The following is a 15,744-nucleotide window of genomic DNA, read 5'->3' as shown; positions in this document are numbered from 1 at the left end:
GAAATCGATCGACAAAGCCACTCGGTCCTTGCCGCAGCGGGCGAGCGCTTCAAAGATCGCCTGCCAATGTCCGCGCTTAGCCCAGCGATTGAACCGATTATAGATCGTCGTGTAAGGGCCATAGTCGGACGGGCAATCGCGCCAGCGTGCGCCGCACTGGAGCATGTGAATGATACCGCTGATAATGCGTCGATCGTCTTCGCGCGCCGGGCCGGTCTGGTTCGTTGGCAGATGCGGCTCTATCTGAGCCCACTGCTTGTCGTTGAGCCAGAACAGTCCTTTGCGCATCGAAGTCCCCCGTGCCGAATCAACTTGGCACCAGGGAATCAGAACTCGCTAATTAGGTACAGACCCTAGTTTAGCGGCAGGATGTCCCGCCGGTGCTAGATCACGCCCGTACGGGCACAAGCCTCGCGCCGGGCAAATCCTTTGACGAGTTTTCTGCAAGCACGATAGCGCTCTTCCATGCTCGTCCCACTGACATTGCCTGACGGGCTCGGTTCGGCCGCGCTTTCCTTTTTGGCGGCACGAGGCTGCGAGGTTTTCTCGCGCTTGCTTGAAGCATCCTCCGGCGCTGGCACGAGCTTCCAGACAGGGCGGAGCTCTATGTTCGCCTTCTCAGTTGGATTTTCCTTGTTGACGGACGACAGCGTAAGGACGTTCTTGTCCATCCTGACGGTGACGGGTGTTCCGCTGATGGAAAATTTGTCGTTCACAATGTATTCGGCAAACGACCGGTACCCCGCCTCATCCTTCACCCACGATGCCTTTGTCGGCGGTCCCCAGAGGTAGTGTCCCTTGGCTAACCCGGTGGCAGAGACTTCCGTAACGATCAGCATGGCATACCGTCCTTTGCCATTCGTCCATCCACGTTTGTTGGACCACACGCCGACAAATCTGGAGTTAGCATTGAGCGGATCATTCTGATCAGGCGATATAGCGTAGCTTGGCAGTTTGAGTTGCTGAGCTGCCGCGATGGCTGCAACTTTCTGGTTATCTTCGGGCGCAAATAGATTTCGGACGACGGTTTTTGCGTCCGGTTTCGGAGGGGCAGCTGGGGATGAGAGCACCGCAACTTCGTTGGCCTTGAAATTCTTCACCCGCTGGCGCGCTTCTGCGGCGTGGCTGCTGCGGGGGTACCTGGTCAGAAACTCCTCGTAGAGGCCTGCCACCGTGGACGTCTGGATAGCCAGCCAAAACTTCTCGTCCTCCGCGGCATCTGCAGGCGCGGGAGCCGACGCGACTGGCGCTTGAGCGCTCGCCACCGGAGCTCTCAGGTAAATCTCTTCCTTCGACAAAGAGCCGTATACGAAAGGCTGCTGCTCGCGTCTGGTGGCCGCCATCACGTCGTCACGAACACGACGAAACAGAAACGATATCTCCAGCCCCGGCGTTTCAATGTGGCGAAGGAGCGATGCCGTGAATGGGCTGTTCCGGCCATCCCCGTCGCTTGCCGTAGTACCGTCCCGGGCGGCGTACGCAATCAGAACGTTATCGGATGGCTCCGTCGGAGCGAGTCCGCGAGCCACGGCCCGGGTGCTCAGCGAGCGTCTCATCTTTGCGGCAAAAGGATTGTTGCGGCATGCGTCCAGTATCACAAGGCCCAACTTTCGTGCCTTCGAAACCTGAAGGCTCACCGAGCGCAGGCTGATGGCCTCGCTTTCGATGTCGGTATCGCTGCGCAGCTCTGCGCCGACCGGAATCAGCCAGTTCTCGCCGCTGACCTCCATGCCGTGTCCGGCATAGAAAACGACCGCAAGGTCTGCTCCCTCCGCAGAGCGGCCGAACTCGACGACAGACTTCCTCATCTCTTGCGCAGTCGCGTTCTTGACCTGGGTGACTTTGAAGTCGAGCCGCTCCAGCGCGCGGCCGATGTCGGCCGCATCGCGCGTCGGGTTCGGCAACTCGGCTACCTTCTCATAGGCGCCGTTACCGATGACGAGCGCAACCCGAACCTGCTGCGCAAGCGCCGGCGTGGCGAATGGAAATGACGTAACGAGAAGGACTGCTAGGAAAAAAATGCGCATCAAATGCTTGCCCGGATCAATATCGAGCGTGAGGGTAGCATTGTCTTTCACCACCGCAACGGGAAAAGCCGGGATCGTGGTCGTTCAGAGAACCGCGGCTCCCCGAGCATACCGGTAACCGCGTCAATGTTCGTTCGGCTTGAGCGCAACCGCCTGCCCTCAGCCCTTCCCCATCGCCGCAATCGCGTCCGCGATCTCGATCGTGCGCCGCGCCATGTCGGCGTGCAGCCGCTCCACCATGGCGCCGTCGAGACGGATCGCGCCGCGCGAGACGTTCTCCGGCAGCTCGAACGCGGCGATGATCTTTCGCGCGCGCGCGACTTCCTCCTCCGGCGGGGTGAAGATCGCGTTGCAGGCTTCGATCTGCGAGGGGTGAATCAGCGTCTTGCCGTCGAAACCGAGATCGCGGCCTTGCGCGCATTCGGTGGCGAAACCATCGGAGTTGGCGATGTCGCTATAGGGGCCGTCGAGGATTTCGAGGCCATGGGCGCGCGTCGCCAGGATGCAATGGGAGATCATCGGGATCATCGCCGCGCGGCCCGGCAGCATCTTGATGCGCGTCTCGCGCGAGATGTCGTTGGGCCCGAACACGAAGCCTGACAGGCGCCGCGCTGGATCGCGCCCGGCGGCAGCGAGTTCTTCGGCATGCAGTACCGCGCGCGCGGTCTCGATCATGGCCCAGACCTTTACGGTCGGCGCCGCGCCGAGTTCGGCGAGACGGCGGCCGATCGTGTCGAGCTCCTCCACGCGTGAAACCTTTGGAACCAGGATGCCGTCGGGCGAGGCATTCGCCGCCATCGCGACATCGTCGGCCCACCAGGGCGTGTCGAGGCCGTTGGTCCGGATCAGGATCTCGCGCTTGCCGAACCCTTTGGCCGCGATCGCGGCCGCGATGCCATCGCGTGCCACTGCCTTGGCATCGGGCGCGACGGAGTCTTCCAGGTCGAGGATCAGGCCGTCGGCGGCGAGATTGCGCGCCTTTTCCAGCGCGCGGGGGTTGGAGCCGGGCATGAACAGATGGCTGCGGCGCGGGCGGGTCATGCAAGCGTTCCTTCCGGTTTCCTCATCTCATTCCGACCGAAGCCGATAGCATCTGGCCTGCCTATTCGAAAGGCTTGTTCGTCCCAGCGGTATATGATTAGGCATAGGCCATGACCACATTCCCAGAGCATTTGCTGGAAGGCTACAAGGCCTTCGCCACCCAGCGGCTGCCGACCGAGCAGACCCGCTACCGCGAGCTGTCGGTGAAGGGGCAGTTCCCTGAAGTGATGGTGATCGGCTGCTGCGACAGCCGCGTCTCGCCCGAAGTGATCTTCGACGTCGGGCCGGGCGAACTCTTCGTCGTCCGCAACATCGCCAATCTGGTGCCGGTGTATCAGCCCGACGGCAACGCGCATGGCGTCTCGGCGGCGCTGGAATATGCCGTGACGGTGCTGAAGGTGAAGCACATCGTGGTGCTCGGGCACGCCCAGTGCGGCGGCATCCGCGCCTTCGTCGACAAGATCGAGCCGCTCACGCCGGGCGACTTCATCGGCAAATGGATGCAGATGTTCATCAAGCCGGGCGAAGTGGTGGAGCAGCGCGACCACGAGACCATGGCGCAATTCGTCGAGCGCATCGAGAAGGCCGCGGTGTTCCGCAGCCTGGAAAACCTGATGACCTTCCCGTTCGTGCAGAAGGCGGTCGAGAGCGGCCAGATGCAGACCCACGGCGCCTATTTCGGCGTCGCGGAGGGATCACTGTTCGTGCTGGACAAGGCGGCGAAGGAATTCAGGAACGCGCGCGAGATGGCGTAGGTCCGCAGCTCTTGTGGCGTGGGCAAAGCGAAGCGTGCTCACCACTTTTCTAGCAATTGTGGAAAGATGGTGGGCACGGCGCTTCGCGTCTTTGCCCACCCTACGGCAGCACGGCTTACGCCGCCTTCTTCTTCGCGCTGATCAGCTTGCGGTTGATCAGGACTTCCGCGATCTGGATCGCGTTGAGCGCGGCGCCCTTGCGTAGATTATCCGAGACGCACCACAGCACGAGACCGTTCTCCACCGTCGCGTCCTCGCGGATACGGCTGATATAGGTGGCGTCCTCGCCGGCGGCTTCATACGGCGTGGCGTAGCCGCCGGGCTCATGCTTGTCGATGACGAGACAACCCGGCGCCTTGCGCAGGATGTCGCGTGCTTCGTCCGCGCTGATCGGGTTCTCGAACTCGATGTTGACGGCCTCGGAATGGCCGACGAAAACTGGCACGCGCACGCAGGTCGCGGAGAGCTTGATCTTGGGATCAAGAATCTTCTTGGTCTCCGCCATCATCTTCCACTCTTCCTTGGTGTAGCCGTCCTCCATGAAGACGTCGATCTGGGGGATGACGTTGAAGGCGATGCGCGCCGGAAACTTGTTATTGATCAGCTCCTGGTTGGTGTAGACGGCCTTGGTCTGCGAGAACAGTTCGTCCATCGCGTCCTTGCCGGCGCCCGACACCGATTGATAGGTCGAGACCACGACGCGCTTGATCGTCGCCTTGTCGTGCAGGGGCTTGAGCGCGACCACGAGCTGCGCGGTCGAGCAGTTCGGGTTGGCGATGATGTTCTTCTTCTTGAAGCCCGCAGTCGCGTCCGCATTCACTTCCGGCACGATCAACGGCACGTCCGGGTCCATGCGCCAGGCCGAGGAATTGTCGATCACGACCGTGCCGGCGGCGCCGATCTTCGGCGACCATTCCTTCGACACCTCTCCGCCGGCCGACATCAGGCAGATGTCGACGTCGGAGAAGTCGTAATGCTCCAGCGCTTTGACCTTCAGCGTGCGGTCGCCGTAGGAGACCTCGACGCCCATGCTGCGGCGTGACGCCAGGGCCACCACCTCGTCCGCAGGGAATTTGCGCTCGTCGAGGATGTTGAGCATTTCCCGTCCGACATTGCCGGTCGCGCCGACGACTGCGACTTTGTAACCCATCGTTCACTCTCCGACGAAAAAGCTCTTTCCTGAAGCTGAGGCTTAAACAGGAAGAGCAGCGCTTCTATGCGAGAACCGGCCTCAAGACAACGTTGGACCATGCCTTAGGGACGTGGATGCACTCGCCCGAGGCCAGCACGGCCGCAAACCCCACCCAGATCCATCTGGCGCTTGCAGCCTTCGCCGACGAGGTCGTCGGCACGCTGGCGCGCCTGTTCGCCTATGTGGGGATTTTGGTACTGTTTGCCATCCTCGGCCTTGCCGCACTCGGCCAGCTGCCCAACTTGCGCGACGATGATCCGGCGCTGAAGCCCGATTGGAGCGTGGCCGACCGGTCGCCTCCGGCCTTCGCCCTTAGCCGGCTCGATTCGTCAGAAAAAACAGCTTCTTACGCGATCTTCAGGCATCCCGAAGGCGGCCGCAGGGACGTGATGCGCTGGGCCAGCGAGGCAGACAGGACCGTGGCCGAGCTCGAGATTTACCGGGAAGGCGGCGAATTCGACGTGACGCGTCCAGCAACAATGGATCTGGCCGTCCGGATGGGACTGGGCACCGCGACCCCGCTGGAGCAAGCCGGCCTGATCGACACGAAATTCGGCCCCGTCGCCCTATTCCAGCCGACCGGTCCGGCGGAGGGCGCGCGGGCCTGCCTCGGCTACCTCAAGCGCAGCGAGGAGCCGGCGCTCCAGATCTCCGGATTCTCCTGCCAGGGCGACAGCCTGCCTGCGCGGCGCGCCGCGATCGCCTGCACGCTGAACCGGCTAACGCTGCTGACCTCGGGCAACGAGCCGAAGCTGGCCGAATTGTTCGCCCATGCGGAGCTGAAGCGCCGCCCCTGCGCGCCCCCGGGCGCGTCGGACTGGCTGCTCGGCGCCGCCAATGCGCAGTTGCGCGGCGCGCTCTGATCGGCATCAAGCTCAAGTGGCTGTATCCATGCAACTTTTGCCGGCGCGCACGATTATTCAGCGCTGGTGTGACCCAATAGACCTAGTTGCAGCCGCCCCGGCCGGGTTAGTATGAGCGTGAAATTGATTGGCGGCTTGCCGCCTGAAGGGGACGTGATGAGCTCGAATTTCTCTGCCGCGAACAAACTGGCGATGTGGCTTACGGCCGGCGCCGTGATTGCCATGTCCTCAGCCTTCGCGACACCCGCCTCGGCCGACACCAAGAAGCAGCGCTATGACAGCGGCCGTCACTATTACGGCCCGAGCGGCCCCAATTCGAGCTATCAGCAGGGCCGCACCCGCATCTATGTGAGCAAGCGCTCCTGGCTCGACGGCGGCACCGAGGTCAATCCGGGCGACCGCAAGTTCTCCGACTACGCCTTCCCGCCGGCGGTAGGCTATCCGACCTTCGCGCGCGAAAATCTCAACCGCCCGATCGATCGCCAGCCGCTGAGCACGCCGCAGGATGTTGGCGGCTATCCGCAGAATTTCCCGCTGTACTGAGGCGGACATATCGACCGAATCAAATGGCCGGGCTCGCGCCCGGCCATTTTTGTTTGTCGTGTAGCCCGGATGGAGCGAAGCGCAATCCGGGATTTTCGACACGCGGGAAGAACGCCGGATTTCGCTTCGCTCCATCCGGGCTACGGCTCTAAGCGTGCAGCTTCTGCAATTCCTTCAAGATCGCTTCGCCCATCTGCGTGGTCGAGGCGGCAGTGGTGCCTTCCGACTTGATGTCGGCGGTGCGCAGGCCGCTGGCCAGCACCGCGGCGATCGCGGCGTCGACCTTGTCGGCGAGCGCGCCCATGTCGAAGGAGTAGCGCAGCGCCATGCCGAAGGACGAGATCATCGCGATCGGATTGGCGAGGCCCTGGCCTGCGATATCAGGCGCCGAGCCGTGCACGGGCTCGTACAGCGCCTTGCGCTTCTTGCTCTTGACGTCGACCTCGCCGAGCGAGGCCGAGGGCAGCATGCCGAGCGATCCCGTCAACATCGCAGCAATGTCGGACAGCATGTCGCCGAACAGATTGTCGGTGACGATGACGTCGAACTGCTTCGGCCATTTCACCAGCATCATGCCGCCGGAATCGGCGAGCTGATGCTCGAGCGTGACGTCGGGATATTCGCGCTTGTGGACCTGGGTCATGACCTCATTCCAGAGCACGCCCGACTTCATGACGTTGCGCTTCTCCATCGACGTCACCTTGTTCTTGCGCTTCTTCGCAAGCTCGAAGGCGACGCGGCCGATGCGCTCGATCTCATAGGTGTCGTAGACCTGGGTATCGATGGCGCGCTTCTGGCCGTTGCCGAGATCGGTGATGGTCTTGGGCTCGCCGAAATAGACGCCGCCGGTGAGTTCGCGCACGATCATGATGTCGAGGCCCTCGACCGCCTCGCGCTTCAGGCTGGAGGCCTCCGCCAGCGCCGGGTAGCAGACCGCGGGACGGAGGTTGGCGAACAGACCGAGATCCTTGCGCAGGCGCAGTAGGCCGGCTTCGGGGCGCACCTCGTAGGGCACCGCGTCCCATTTGGGACCGCCGACCGCACCGAAGATGATGGCGTCGGCCTCCTTGGCCTTGGCCATGTCGCCTTCCGAGATCGACACCTTGTGTGCGTCATAGGCCGAACCGCCAACGAGGCCGGTGTCGGTCTCGAACTTGGCGATCCCCGCCGAACTGAGCCAGTCGATCAGCCGCTTCACCTCGCCCATCACCTCGGGGCCGATACCGTCGCCGGGAAGCAGCAGCAGTTTGTGGGTCGCCATGGTCGTTTCCTCTGAGGTCGATTTCGGCCGGAGTGCTAGAGCGGCGTTGCGTGCTTGGCAAGACACCATTGCCGCTTCGGTTCTGTGCAACGCGGGCAGGGCCTGCCACACTGCGCATGCCGGAGTACCCATTTGCACGCCCCTGAACGTCCCCCGCCCGACGCCCATCCCGCGCGGCTGATCCTGACCCTGTCGCTGGCTGCGACGGTTGGGCTGGGTATCGGCCGCTTCGCCTATTCGCTGGTGCTGCCCGACATGCGGGAGGACCTCGGCTGGTCCTACTCGGCGGCCGGTTTCATGAACACCATCAACGCCGTCGGCTACCTCGCGGGCGCGCTTGTGGCATCCCGGTTGATCGAACGGGTCGGCTGGTCGGCCGCGATCCGTGGCGGAACCCTGGCCTGCGTCGCCGCGCTTGCGACTTGCGCGCTGACCGGGAACTTCGTTGCGCTGAGCCTGGCCCGTCTCGTGCTGGGCGTTGGCGCCGCGGCCGGTTTCGTCGCCGGCGGCGCGCTGGCCGCTTCCATTGCGCAGTCGCGCCCGGAGCGGGCCAATTTCCTGCTGAGCCTGTTCTATGCCGGACCCGGCATCGGCATTCTCGCCTCGGGCCTGATCGCCCCGTTCACGCTGCAATATTTCGGGCCGGGCTCGTGGTGGATCGTGTGGTGGGCGATGACGCTGCTGTCTGTCGTCATGACCGTGCCGCTGTTCCTGGTCCGCATCGAGAGCGGCGTGCGTTTCTCGCAAGGCGGCCACGGCGCCTTCGCCATTTTTCCGGTGCTGATCTACCTCGCCGGCTACTTCCTGTTTGGCGCGGGTTACATCGCCTACATGACCTTCATGATCGCCTATGTGCGCGACGGCGGCGGCGGGGCCGCAGCGCAGGCCGCGTTCTGGAGCCTGATTGGCTTGAGCGCCTTCGTCACGCCGTGGGCCTGGCGCCGCGTGCTCGCGCTCGATCGCGGTGGTCTTGCCACCGCCATCATCCTCGGCACCAACGCGCTCGGCGCCGCCCTGCCGATGCTCGGGCATTCGCCGGCATGGCTCGCGGTCTCGGCGATCGTGTTCGGCGTCGCCTTCTTCGCCGTAGTCGGCTCGACCACCGCCTTCGTGCGCTTCAACTATCCGCCCGAGGTGTGGCCGACCGCGATCGCGGCGATGACGATCTCGTTCGGCGTCGGCCAGACGCTGGGCCCGATCGTGGTCGGCGCGATCACGGACGCGCTGGGGAGCTTGAGTTACGCGCTGAATGTGTCGGCGGCGCTGCTGGCGCTGGGCGCGGTTGCCGCGCTGTGCCAGCGGAAAGTGGAGCCGGCCTCATAACAAGTGTCGTCCCGGCGAAGGCCGGGACCCATAACCACAGGGAGCATTTTGGGGAAGACTGGTCGTTCGGGATTGGCATCTAGCGAAAATCGATAGACCTCGCGGTATGGGCCCCGGCCTTCGCCGGGACGACAACAGCTAGCTTCCGCTGAACGAATTGTACCCCTGGTCTTCCCAATAGCCGCCCTTGTAGTCGTTGGTGACTTCCATCGACACCACGTATTTCGGGTTCTTGAAGCCGAGCTTGGTCGGCACGCGGATCTTCATCGGGAAGCCGTAGGCGCGCGGCAGGATTTCGCCCGCATATTTGAACGTCATCTGGGTCTGCGGATGCAGCGCGGTGCGCATGTCGAGCGGAGAATTGTAGCCGTCCTTGTCGGCGCACTGGAACCAGACATACTTTGCGCGGGTGTCGGCGCCGATCAGCTTAAGGAAGTCGCGCATGGGTGTACCGGTCCAGCTGCCGATCGCGCTCCAGCCCTCGACGCAGATGTGACGGGTGATCTGCGTAGCCTGCGGCAGCTTGTACAGCTCGGGAAGCGTCCACGACTTCTTGTTCTCGACGAGACCGCGGACTTCGAGCTTCCAGTCGGCACCGTCGACATCGGGCGCGTCGTCGAGATCGTAATAGGCGTTGAACGGAAACGGTTTTGTGATCGCGCTCTCGGGAAACGTCGGCGCCAGCGCGTCGGGATTGAAGATGAAATCCTGCACGGCATCGTTGAATTTCGAAACCGACTTCAGCATCTCCTCCGCGGAGGACGAGTCGATCACGTCGCAGCCGGTGAGCAGCGTCAGCGCCCCGAGGCTTGCGCCGCCCGCGATGAAGCGGCGGCGGCTGACCTCTGGCATCGTCTTGATGGAATCCTTGATCAGCAGCCGCTTGTCGACGCCCGGGATCAGGAATGAGCGCTTCGCCATGACTCTCTCTCCACTCAACGGCCGATGATCATCGCGCGCAGGCTCTTCGGCACCAGCAGCGCGAGTAAAACATGAATGACCAGGAAGGCGCAGATCGCGGCCATGCAGAAGAAATGGATGTAGCGCGCGGTCGGATAGTCGCCGAACAGGGACACGAGCCAGTGCAGTTGCACCGGTTTCCACATTCCCAGCCCCGACAGCACGATGATCACGCCGATCAATATGATGCCGGCATAGAGCACGCGCTGGACGTAATTGTAGACGGAGAGATCGGCATGGCCGAGCTTGAAGGTCAGCGCAGCCCTGACGTCGTGGAGCACGCCGGATGGGGTGATCGGCAGCAGTTTTTTCCGGAAGCGGCCGGTGGCAAGGCCGGTGACGAGATAGGCAAGGCCGTTGATCATCAACAGCCACATCGCCGCAAAGTGCCAGAGCAGGCCGCCACCGAGCCAGCCGCCGAGCGTGTACTCGCGCGGAAAGCTGAAACCGAACAGCGGCGAGGCGTTGTAGATCTGCCAACCCGACAGGATCATCAGGATCATGGCGAAAGCGTTGATCCAGTGCATGACCCGGACCCAGGCCGGCTGGATCACTTTGGCCGGGGTGGCGCTGACCTGCTCGTCGGTGACTGTGAGGCTCGACATGGCGGTTCCGTCCTGAACATCGTCTGACAGCAATTATACGCCGATGCTTCCGCTTTCGTTACGCCCTGTTCGGCATCGAATCCATGTCGGCTGGCTATCGTGGTCACAATAAAGCGAGCCGGGTACCCCCGGCTCGCCATTTCGTCGCATCCGGTTCGGGGATGAAGCCGGACGGCGCGGTGTTTACGTCGCCGGCATCAGCACGGTGTCGACCACATGGATTACACCGTTCGACTGGTTGACATTGGAGATCGTCACCATCGAGGTACCGCCCTTGGCGTCGAGGATCCAGACCTTGCCGTCCTGCTTCTTCACCGTCAGCTCCTCGCCTTCGGCGGTCTTCATCTTCTTGCCGTCGGTGAGGTCGGACGCCTCGAGCTTGCCGGGCACGACATGGTAGGTGAGGATCTTGGTCAGCGTCGCCTTGTTCTCGGGCTTCACCAGAGTGTCGACGGTGCCGGCCGGCAGCTTGCCGAAGGCGGCGTTGGTCGGCGCGAACACCGTGAACGGACCCTTGCCTTCCAGCGTCGGCACCAGGCCGGCCGCCTTCACCGCCGCCACCAGCGTGGTGTGGTCCTTCGAGTTGACGGCGTTCTGGACGATGTTCTTGGACGGGAACATCGCGGCGCCGCCGACCATGACGGTCTTTTCCTCGGCGCGGGCGGGCGCGACGACGGTCGCGGTGATGGCCAGCGCGCTGAAGGCCGCAGCGGTGAGATAGGCAATACGCTTCGACATGGAGGGTCTCCCGATTGGATTGTGACCGGCGATTGCCGGCGTTCGAGTTGGGCAACAACAGTGGCTGCGACCTGCGAGTGTGAAGCAGCAGCGCCGTCGTTGGCTCGAACTACGGGAGCGTTTGCGAAGCGGTTTCGAACAAAACTTCTTTGTGATGGGTGAAACTAAGTGCGTGGTTCTCCGTGGGGGGCGTCATTGCGAGGAGCGAAGCGACGAAGCGATCCAGGCTGCCACCGCGGATGCACCGCTGGATTGCTTCGCTTCGCTCGCAATGACGCGCCTCGACGATCTACCTGCCGCTCAATCCCTGTTGTGCGGCGTCTGGATAAACCCGCGATTATGCGTCGGGCTGATCAGCAGTTCATTGATGCACACCCGCGCCGGCATGCTCGCGATGAACGCGATGGTGCGGCCGAGATCTTCGGATTGCAGCATCCTGGCCTGCTCCTCCTCGCTCGGTACCACCGGGCGCAGCTTCAGGATCGGGGTCGCCACCTCGCCCGGCATCAGGCAGCAGGCGCGCAAGCCGTTGACGCATTCGTCCATGTTGAAGGAATGCGTCAGCGCCAGCACCGCATGCTTGGTCGTGGTGTAGGCCGGGCCCGGCATTTTCGAGACGTGGCGGCCGGCCCAGGACGAGACGTTGATGATGGAGCCGTCCTGCTGCTTGCGCATCGTCGGCAGCACCGCGCGCATGCAATAGAGCACGCCGTTGAGATTGACCTGGACCAGCTGGTCCCAGCCCTCCAGTTCCATGTCCTTCCAGCTCCGCTTAGGGACATTGATGCCGGCATTGTTCACCAGCAGGTCGATCCGGCCGTGCTTCGCAACGATTTGATCAGCCGCCTTCTGGGCCGCGGCGGCGACCGACACGTCCAGCGCGATGGCCTCGGCGGCCCCGCCCGTCTGGGCGATCTTCGCGACCACGGTATCCAGGGCGTCCTTGCGCCGGCCCGAAACCACCACCGTCCAGCCGTCGGCCGCCAGCGCCTCGGCGCCGGCCTCCCCGATCCCGCTGCCCCCGCCTGTCACCCAGGCCACGCGTTTCCCGTTTTTGGTCATGCAAACTGTCTCCGTTGCTTCATCGGGGCGGTTTTTGCTAATCCAGCCCTCGGTTTTGACCGGCCTCTGACGATCGTTGCGGTCAAGCCTTGCGGTCGAGGAAATCTTGCATGAACCAAGCTGCCAACGCCAATCTGTTTTCCCGCCTGTTCGACGGCCTCGACGATCCGAAGCGCCTCGCGATCGAGACGCATGACGGGGTCCGCATCAGCTATGGTGATCTGATCGCCCGGGCCGGACAGATGGCCAATGTGCTGGTCGCGCGCGGCGTGAAGCCCGGCGACCGCGTTGCGGTGCAGGTCGAGAAGTCCGTGACCAACATCGTGCTGTATTTGGCCACGGTGCGGGCCGGCGCAGTCTATCTGCCGCTCAACACCGCCTATACGCTCAACGAGCTCGACTACTTCATCGGCGATGCCGAGCCCTCGCTGGTGGTCTGCGATCCCGCCAAGGCGGAGGGCCTCGCCCCCATCGCCGCCAAGGTGAAGGCCAAAGTCGAGACGCTCGGGCCTGACGGCAAGGGCTCGCTGACGGACGCCGCCGACAAGACGAGCAGCGAATTCACCACGGTGGCGCGCGCAAACGACGATCTCGCCGCGATCCTCTACACGTCCGGCACCACCGGCCGCTCCAAGGGCGCGATGTTGACCCACGACAATCTGGCGTCGAACTCGCTCTCGCTCGTCGGCTTCTGGCGCTTCACCGACAAGGACGTGCTGATCCACGCACTGCCGATCTACCACACCCACGGCCTGTTCGTGGCGACCAACGTGACGCTGTTTGCGCGGGCATCGATGATCTTCCTGCCGAAGCTCGACCCGGATCTGATCATCAAGCTGATGGCGCGTGCCACGGTGCTGATGGGCGTGCCGACGTTCTATACCCGTCTGCTCCAGAACGCTGCGCTGTCGCGCGAAACCACAAAGCACATGCGGCTGTTCGTCTCGGGCTCGGCGCCGCTGCTCGCCGAAACCCATCGCGAATGGTCGGCGCGCACGGGGCACGCGGTGCTCGAGCGCTACGGCATGACCGAGACCAACATGAACACGTCGAATCCCTATGACGGCGAGCGCGTGCCCGGCGCGGTCGGCTTTCCGCTCCCCGGCGTGTCCGTACGCGTCACCGATCCCGAGACCGGCAAGGAGCTGCCCCGTGACGAAATCGGCATGATCGAGGTCAAGGGCCCGAACGTGTTCAAGGGCTATTGGCGCATGCCGGAGAAGACCAAGGCGGAATTCCGCGACGACGGCTTCTTCATCACCGGCGACCTCGGCAAGATCGACGCCAAGGGTTACGTCCATATTCTCGGCCGCGGCAAGGATCTCGTGATCTCCGGCGGCTTCAATGTCTACCCGAAGGAAATCGAGAGCGAGATCGACGCCATGCCCGGCGTGATCGAATCCGCCGTGATCGGCGTGCCCCACGCTGATTTCGGCGAGGGCGTCACGGCGGTGCTGGTCTGCAACAAGGGCGCCGATGTGACCGAGGCCGCGGTGCTGAAGGCGCTCGACGGCCGGCTGGCCAAGTTCAAGATGCCCAAGCGGGTCTTCGTGGTCGACGAGCTGCCGCGCAACACCATGGGCAAGGTGCAGAAGAACGTGCTGCGGGATACGTACAAGGATCTTTACGCGAAGAAATAGGGGCGCAACTGCTCCGGGCTGGGGGGACATGAACCGAGAGCAAGCTAAGAAGATACACAAGCACCTGCTCGATGCCGCCGCAGCATTCCGGCGAGCGGAGGCCGCGATCGTCGATGTTGGCGATGACGGCCGAAAGCTGTTTGCAGATCCGCTCGTAACGGCGGTTTTCCATTTGCAATTCAAGCTTCTGCGATTGATCTACAAGCGATTTCCGGATCTTGAACCGCCGGGACGGCCTGCCACCATCGACAGCACACTCCGGTGGGAAGACGTTTCACTTCCGTCCTCTATGCTGGAGACCGATTTGGATCGCGTCATTTTCTCTGTCATGAAGTCGCGATGGCAGAAGTTCGCAATGGTCCTGTACTGCGCGGTTGAGAGGGTCGAAAAGGAAGAAGCGCTAGCGGCTCCCGTCGATTTTGAGGTCTTTGCGGCCCGCATTCAGGCGTTGGTTGAGGCCGACCTCCTGGAGGCGCAAGGCAATCTTCAAATGTGGGGCCACAGCGAAGTGAGATTGAAGGACCGGTCCGTCAATTAGTGCCCACCCACCAGGCTCATCACAAACCTGCTGCCGACGATGAACAGATAGCACCCGAACGCGACTTCCAGCGTCCGCTTCGACATTGCATGCGCAGCCTTCACACCGAGCGGTGCCGTCACAAGGCTCATTGGCATCACCAGGACCGCGCCGATCAGCGAGACGTAACCGAGCGCGAACGGGACCTGCAGGGCTGCAACGGCCGGGTAGCTCACCGCCGCAGGCCAACCGGCATAGATGTAGCCGAGCGCGCCGGGGATCGAGATCAAGACCGCGAGCGCCGACGATGTCGCCACTGCCTGGTGGATCGGGCGGCCGTAGAACGTCATCAGCAGGTTCGAGAACAGGCCACCGCCGATGCCCATCAACGTCGACAAAATGCCGACGCAGAAGCCGTAGATCCGCATCAAGGGGCCCTTCGGCAGATCATCGCCGAGCTTCCAGCTCTCGCGCGCGAAGATCAGCCGTACCGCGGCCGACCAAGCGACGGCGACGAACACGATCTTGAACAGTCGCTCCGGCGCGTAACGCGCGACCACGCTGCCGGCGACGACGCCGATCAGGATCGGCAGCCACCAGACCCGGAGGATCGCAAGATCGACGGCGCCGCGCCTGTAGTGCGCCTGGAACGAACGGATCGAGGTCGGAATGATGACAGCGAGCGAAGTGCCGATGCAGAGCGGCATGCGCACCTCGAGCGGCACACCGGCGATGCGGAAGCACTCGTAGAACACCGGCACCAGAATCGCGCCGCCGCCGATGCCGAACACGCCGGCCAAAAATCCGGAGAGCGCGCCGGTTGCGATCAGCAGCAGCGCGAGTTCGGCGATCTCCTTGATATCAAGTCCTGCAATCACCCCTGACCTGCCCCGGCGATGGGTCGCAACTTCTCCGATGCATCGCTCGGAAACGGCTGCCCGCAATGCTCTAGGCGATCTGATTTGTCGGGTCGACCGCCGCATCTCCGGTCCGGGGTGGGATGCGGACTGCGCATATCCGCCCGTCTCGCGAAAAATCGGCGCGCTTCGCGGAACTTGGAGATTGCTTGCCGACCATCCCTACCGGTTCGAACGTCATGAACTGACTGGCTCGAACCCTGGCCGGCCCGCAGCGGCTTGGAGCCGTTCCAATAGTAATTTCAATGCGTCTCGGGTTCTCATTACAAGAGGTGAATTTATATTCTATCTTTAGCCGGT

At 63.1% G+C, this 15,744-nt stretch carries 16 protein-coding genes; 6 read left to right on the top strand and 10 right to left on the bottom strand.

The window, feature by feature from the left end; translation table 11 throughout:
- The 3 genes from IVB36_RS27880 to IVB36_RS27870 all read right to left on the bottom strand — a co-directional run.
- A partial coding sequence (locus IVB36_RS27880; RefSeq protein WP_247393741.1) for a transposase occupies nt 1–288 on the bottom strand: 288 nt, incomplete at its 3' end.
- 95 nt (nt 289–383) lie between these two features.
- Nucleotides 384–2,078, bottom strand: coding sequence for a caspase family protein (locus IVB36_RS27875; protein ID WP_247295776.1), 1,695 nt, complete (start codon nt 2,076–2,078; stop codon nt 384–386).
- A gap of 108 nt (nt 2,079–2,186) precedes the next feature.
- Nucleotides 2,187–3,068 (bottom strand): CoA ester lyase, encoded by an 882-nt coding sequence (locus IVB36_RS27870; protein ID WP_018459792.1) that lies wholly within the window; start codon nt 3,066–3,068, stop codon nt 2,187–2,189.
- A gap of 110 nt (nt 3,069–3,178) precedes the next feature.
- On the opposite strand from IVB36_RS27870, the gene IVB36_RS27865 reads away from it, so the two are divergent.
- On the top strand, nt 3,179–3,823 hold the full coding sequence (locus IVB36_RS27865; protein ID WP_018459791.1) for a carbonic anhydrase: 645 nt from the start codon (nt 3,179–3,181) through the stop codon (nt 3,821–3,823).
- 115 nt (nt 3,824–3,938) lie between these two features.
- Here IVB36_RS27865 and IVB36_RS27860 read toward each other — a convergent pair whose 3' ends face one another.
- Nucleotides 3,939–4,973, bottom strand: coding sequence for an aspartate-semialdehyde dehydrogenase (locus tag IVB36_RS27860; protein ID WP_018459790.1), 1,035 nt, complete (start codon nt 4,971–4,973; stop codon nt 3,939–3,941).
- Nucleotides 4,974–5,089: 116 nt separating this feature from the next.
- On the opposite strand from IVB36_RS27860, the gene IVB36_RS27855 reads away from it, so the two are divergent.
- Both IVB36_RS27855 and IVB36_RS27850 read left to right on the top strand, forming a co-directional pair.
- Complete coding sequence (locus IVB36_RS27855; RefSeq protein WP_018459789.1) at nt 5,090–5,878, top strand: hypothetical protein; 789 nt, start codon at nt 5,090–5,092, stop codon at nt 5,876–5,878.
- A gap of 156 nt (nt 5,879–6,034) precedes the next feature.
- Nucleotides 6,035–6,421: a hypothetical protein gene (locus IVB36_RS27850; protein WP_018459788.1), complete on the top strand. Its 387-nt coding sequence runs from the start codon at nt 6,035–6,037 to the stop codon at nt 6,419–6,421.
- A 148-nt stretch (nt 6,422–6,569) separates the two neighbouring features.
- Here the strand turns inward: IVB36_RS27850 and leuB are convergent, their stop codons facing one another.
- Entirely contained in the window at nt 6,570–7,682 is a 1,113-nt protein-coding gene (gene leuB / locus IVB36_RS27845; protein WP_018459787.1) for a 3-isopropylmalate dehydrogenase, read from the bottom strand.
- A 132-nt stretch (nt 7,683–7,814) separates the two neighbouring features.
- Here leuB and IVB36_RS27840 point away from each other — a divergent pair, with 132 nt between their 5' ends.
- Entirely contained in the window at nt 7,815–9,005 is a 1,191-nt protein-coding gene (locus IVB36_RS27840) for a YbfB/YjiJ family MFS transporter (RefSeq protein ID WP_018459786.1), read from the top strand.
- Nucleotides 9,006–9,143: 138 nt separating this feature from the next.
- Here IVB36_RS27840 and IVB36_RS27835 read toward each other — a convergent pair whose 3' ends face one another.
- From IVB36_RS27835 to IVB36_RS27820, 4 genes are all read right to left on the bottom strand, one after another.
- A complete protein-coding gene (locus IVB36_RS27835; RefSeq protein ID WP_204512876.1) occupies nt 9,144–9,926 on the bottom strand; it encodes a molybdopterin-dependent oxidoreductase in 783 nt (260 codons plus the stop codon).
- A gap of 14 nt (nt 9,927–9,940) precedes the next feature.
- Nucleotides 9,941–10,570, bottom strand: coding sequence for a cytochrome b/b6 domain-containing protein (locus tag IVB36_RS27830; RefSeq protein WP_018459784.1), 630 nt, complete (start codon nt 10,568–10,570; stop codon nt 9,941–9,943).
- Between the two features lie 183 nt (nt 10,571–10,753).
- Complete coding sequence (locus tag IVB36_RS27825) at nt 10,754–11,308, bottom strand: fasciclin domain-containing protein (RefSeq protein WP_018459783.1); 555 nt, start codon at nt 11,306–11,308, stop codon at nt 10,754–10,756.
- A 300-nt stretch (nt 11,309–11,608) separates the two neighbouring features.
- Nucleotides 11,609–12,370 (bottom strand): SDR family NAD(P)-dependent oxidoreductase, encoded by a 762-nt coding sequence (locus IVB36_RS27820; protein WP_018459782.1) that lies wholly within the window; start codon nt 12,368–12,370, stop codon nt 11,609–11,611.
- A 110-nt stretch (nt 12,371–12,480) separates the two neighbouring features.
- Here IVB36_RS27820 and IVB36_RS27815 point away from each other — a divergent pair, with 110 nt between their 5' ends.
- On the top strand, nt 12,481–14,010 hold the full coding sequence (locus IVB36_RS27815; RefSeq protein ID WP_018459781.1) for a malonyl-CoA synthase: 1,530 nt from the start codon (nt 12,481–12,483) through the stop codon (nt 14,008–14,010).
- 28 nt (nt 14,011–14,038) lie between these two features.
- Nucleotides 14,039–14,548 (top strand): hypothetical protein, encoded by a 510-nt coding sequence (locus IVB36_RS27810; protein WP_247393737.1) that lies wholly within the window; start codon nt 14,039–14,041, stop codon nt 14,546–14,548.
- Here the strand turns inward: IVB36_RS27810 and IVB36_RS27805 are convergent.
- Entirely contained in the window at nt 14,545–15,405 is an 861-nt protein-coding gene (locus IVB36_RS27805; protein WP_018459779.1) for a sulfite exporter TauE/SafE family protein, read from the bottom strand. The genes IVB36_RS27810 and IVB36_RS27805 overlap by 4 nt on opposite strands.
- Nucleotides 15,406–15,744: the final 339 nt, after the last annotated feature.

The organism is Bradyrhizobium sp. 35, assembly GCF_023073215.1.
Taxonomy (GTDB): Bacteria; Pseudomonadota; Alphaproteobacteria; order Rhizobiales; family Xanthobacteraceae; genus Bradyrhizobium; species Bradyrhizobium canariense_D.
This window is presented reverse-complemented; position numbering and strand designations above follow the sequence as displayed.

Coding starts and splice junctions, on each gene's coding strand:
- IVB36_RS27870 (WP_018459792.1), bottom strand. CDS start 3,068: ATGACCCGCCCGCGCCGCAGCCATCTGTTCATGCCCGGCTCCAACCCC.
- IVB36_RS27865 (WP_018459791.1), top strand. CDS start 3,179: ATGACCACATTCCCAGAGCATTTGCTGGAAGGCTACAAGGCCTTCGCC.
- IVB36_RS27860 (WP_018459790.1), bottom strand. CDS start 4,973: ATGGGTTACAAAGTCGCAGTCGTCGGCGCGACCGGCAATGTCGGACGG.
- IVB36_RS27855 (WP_018459789.1), top strand. CDS start 5,090: ATGCACTCGCCCGAGGCCAGCACGGCCGCAAACCCCACCCAGATCCAT.
- IVB36_RS27850 (WP_018459788.1), top strand. CDS start 6,035: ATGAGCTCGAATTTCTCTGCCGCGAACAAACTGGCGATGTGGCTTACG.
- leuB (WP_018459787.1), bottom strand. CDS start 7,682: ATGGCGACCCACAAACTGCTGCTGCTTCCCGGCGACGGTATCGGCCCC.
- IVB36_RS27835 (WP_204512876.1), bottom strand. CDS start 9,926: ATGGCGAAGCGCTCATTCCTGATCCCGGGCGTCGACAAGCGGCTGCTG.
- IVB36_RS27830 (WP_018459784.1), bottom strand. CDS start 10,570: ATGTCGAGCCTCACAGTCACCGACGAGCAGGTCAGCGCCACCCCGGCC.
- IVB36_RS27825 (WP_018459783.1), bottom strand. CDS start 11,308: ATGTCGAAGCGTATTGCCTATCTCACCGCTGCGGCCTTCAGCGCGCTG.
- IVB36_RS27820 (WP_018459782.1), bottom strand. CDS start 12,370: ATGACCAAAAACGGGAAACGCGTGGCCTGGGTGACAGGCGGGGGCAGC.
- IVB36_RS27815 (WP_018459781.1), top strand. CDS start 12,481: ATGAACCAAGCTGCCAACGCCAATCTGTTTTCCCGCCTGTTCGACGGC.
- IVB36_RS27810 (WP_247393737.1), top strand. CDS start 14,039: ATGAACCGAGAGCAAGCTAAGAAGATACACAAGCACCTGCTCGATGCC.